Source organism: Pseudomonadota bacterium, assembly GCA_010028905.1.
GTDB lineage: Bacteria > Vulcanimicrobiota > Xenobia > RGZZ01 > RGZZ01 > RGZZ01.
This window is the reverse complement of the sequence record RGZZ01000605.1, coordinates 1-2613: the sequence shown is the minus strand read 5'-3', so window position 1 is coordinate 2613 and position 2613 is coordinate 1. Positions and strand designations below refer to the sequence as shown.

Here is a 2613-nt window from a genome sequence, read left to right as displayed (position 1 = left end):
TCGAGGTTGTCCGGGTCCTGGGCGCGCTCTCGCGCCGCGGCGAGGCTGATGATGCCGAGCTCCACGTTGCGTCGTAGATCGCCGTCGAGCGACTGCATGCCTGAGTTGCGCCCCATCTGGATGAAGTTCCCGAACTGCGATGACTTGCCCTCACGAATGAGGTTCGACAACCCCGGCGTCCACAGCAGTATCTCGTGCACTGCGATGCGTCCCAGGCCATCAGCGCGCTTCACGAGCTGCTGCGACACCACCGCCTTGAGCGATTCGGCCAGCATGGTGCGGATCTGATCTTGCTGGCGGGCGGGGAAGACGTCGACGATGCGGTCGACTGATTTGGGCGCGGTGTTGGTGTGCAGGGTGGCGAACACGAGAATGCCGGTCTCGGCTGCCTTGATGGCGTTGTAGATGGTGTCGAGGTCGCGCATCTCGCCCACGAGGATGATGTCCGGGTCTTCACGCAGCGACGACATGAGCGCGTCGGAGAACGAGGTGGCGTGCTGTCCCACCTCGCGGTGGTCGATGAGGCACTTGATGCGGGGGTGGACGAACTCGACCGGGTCTTCGATGGTGATGATGTGCGCGTTTCGCGTCATGTTGATGTGGTTGATGATGGCCGCCAGCGTGGTCGACTTGCCGGAGCCGGTGGGGCCGGTGACGAGCACGAAGCCGGAGCGCAGATTGGCGACCCGGGTGATGACCTGCGGAAGCCCCAGCTGGTCGAGGCGCGGAACGGCCGATGGGATGACGCGGAACACCGCCCCCATGCCGCGGTAGTGATCGAAGAAGTTGCCGCGGAAGCGGGCCTGTCCGTTGAAGTCGTAGGCGAAGTCGAGGCTGCCCACGTCAAGGTACTTGTTGCGCTGGTCTTCGGTGATGATGGGGAGCAGCATCTTCTGGGCGCGCTCCTGCGTGAGCGGAGGAGCCTGGGCGCGTACCAGGTCTCCGTGCACCCGGTAGGTGGGGGGCTGCCCGACCGAGAGGTGCAGGTCGGAGGCCTCGTGGGCGAACACCGCGGTGAGCAGATCGGGGAGGGTGTACTCAGCGGGCAGCTCGATGTCGCGAGACCCTGACTTCAGACCAGCCTGCTCGGCGGCAAGCTCGCGTGCGGCCTCGGCGACCCAAGGGGGGAGTCCGGGGGGGGCTTTGCGCTTCACGGTGGGTGCCTATCCCTTCTTGTTGGCTTCGGCCAGCAGGGTCTCGAGCAGCGTCTGGTCGACCGAGCGGGCGCGGCACTCGGTCTCGCTGATGACTCCGTTGATGTAGAGATGGGCCAGGGCTTGATCCATCGAGCACATGCCGTAGCTCGAGTGGGTCTGCAGCACCGACGTGATCTGGAAGGTGCGGCCCTCGCGGATCATGTGCGAGATGGACGGGATCATGTGCAGCACCTCACAGGCCAGCACGCGCCCCTGGCCGTCGAGGCGGGGCACAAGCTGCTGGGCGATGATGCCGCGCAGCGATTCGCTGATCATGAGACGGATCTGGGGCTGCTGGTCGACGGGGAAAGCGTCGATGATGCGGTCGACGGTCTTCGCGGCGCTGTTGGTGTGCATGGTGGCGAGCACGAGGTGGCCTGTCTCGGCGGCCGTGATGGCCAGCTGCGTGGTCTCGAGGCTGCGCATCTCGCCGATCATGATCACGTCCGGATCTTCGCGCAGGGCGCCGCGCAGCGCGCTCTGGAAGCTGTCGACGTCGGTGCCCACCTGTCGCTGGTGCACCAGCGCCTTCTCGCAGGGGTGCACGTACTCGATGGGGTCTTCGATGGTGATGATGTGCACGGGTCGCGATTCGTTGATGTAGCGCAGCAGGGCGGCCAGGGTGGACGACTTGCCGCAGCTGGTGGCCCCTGTTACGAGCACGAGCCCCTGGCTGAAGCGCGTCAGCTCGACTACCGAGGCGGGCAGGCCGCATGCCTCCCAGCGGGGGATCTCGATGGGGATGACGCGCATGACCACGCTGAACCCAAGCCCCTGCATGTAGACGTTGCAGCGAAACCGCCGCAGGGCTCCGCCCAGACGTGTCTCGTACGAGAAGTCGATGTTCTTGCGCTCGTTGAAGCTGGCCCAGTCGTCATCGTCGAGCAGCAGACGAACGAACGACGTGACGTCAGCCGCCGAGAGCATCTGGTCGTCGAGGCTGACGAGGCCGCCGTGGAGCCGTGCCAGGGGCACGCACTCCGATGACAGGTGGAAGTCGGAGGCGCCGATCTCGAGGATGCGGCTCAGGTAGTGGTCGAGGGTGGCCCGCAGGGTTCGACGCACGGCGCGACGGCTCCCTTGCGCCCTCGTCACCCCGAGAGAAGGAATCCACGGGGGGCGACCTGAACCGTGCGGACCGGCGCGCGGCGCGAAACCCGCGCCTGATGCGGAGGCCTGGTGATGAACGCGATGAGGAGCCGAGTCTCGTGTGCGGCGGGCCTCGCGAAGGCAAGCCTGTGCTTCTTGATGCTGGTGGCGGCCCTGGGGGGATACGCCCTGGCGCGCACCCCCATCCACAGCTGCGACTTCTCGTCGGAGAGCTACACCTACGTGCGCCACGGCGACCTCGCGCTGTCGAGCTTCACCCTCGATCACGACCACAAGGCGCGCATCCCCTTCATCAAGCGCGTGCTCG

The 2613-nt window shown here is 66.1% G+C and carries 3 protein-coding genes; 1 reads left to right on the top strand and 2 read right to left on the bottom strand.

Going from position 1 to position 2613, the window contains the following annotated elements:
- Together EB084_23420 and EB084_23415 are read right to left on the bottom strand one after the other, a co-directional pair.
- Nucleotides 1–1022 (bottom strand): type IV pilus twitching motility protein PilT (locus EB084_23420; GenBank protein ID NDD31211.1); only part of this gene is annotated, 1022 nt, incomplete at its 3' end.
- Nucleotides 1023–1163: 141 nt separating this feature from the next.
- Nucleotides 1164–2306 (bottom strand): PilT/PilU family type 4a pilus ATPase, encoded by a 1143-nt coding sequence (locus EB084_23415; protein NDD31210.1) that lies wholly within the window; start codon nucleotides 2304–2306, stop codon nucleotides 1164–1166.
- A 72-nt stretch (nucleotides 2307–2378) separates the two neighbouring features.
- Here EB084_23415 and EB084_23410 point away from each other — a divergent pair.
- The coding region (locus tag EB084_23410) for a hypothetical protein (GenBank protein ID NDD31209.1) at nucleotides 2379–2613 on the top strand (235 nt) is incomplete at its 3' end.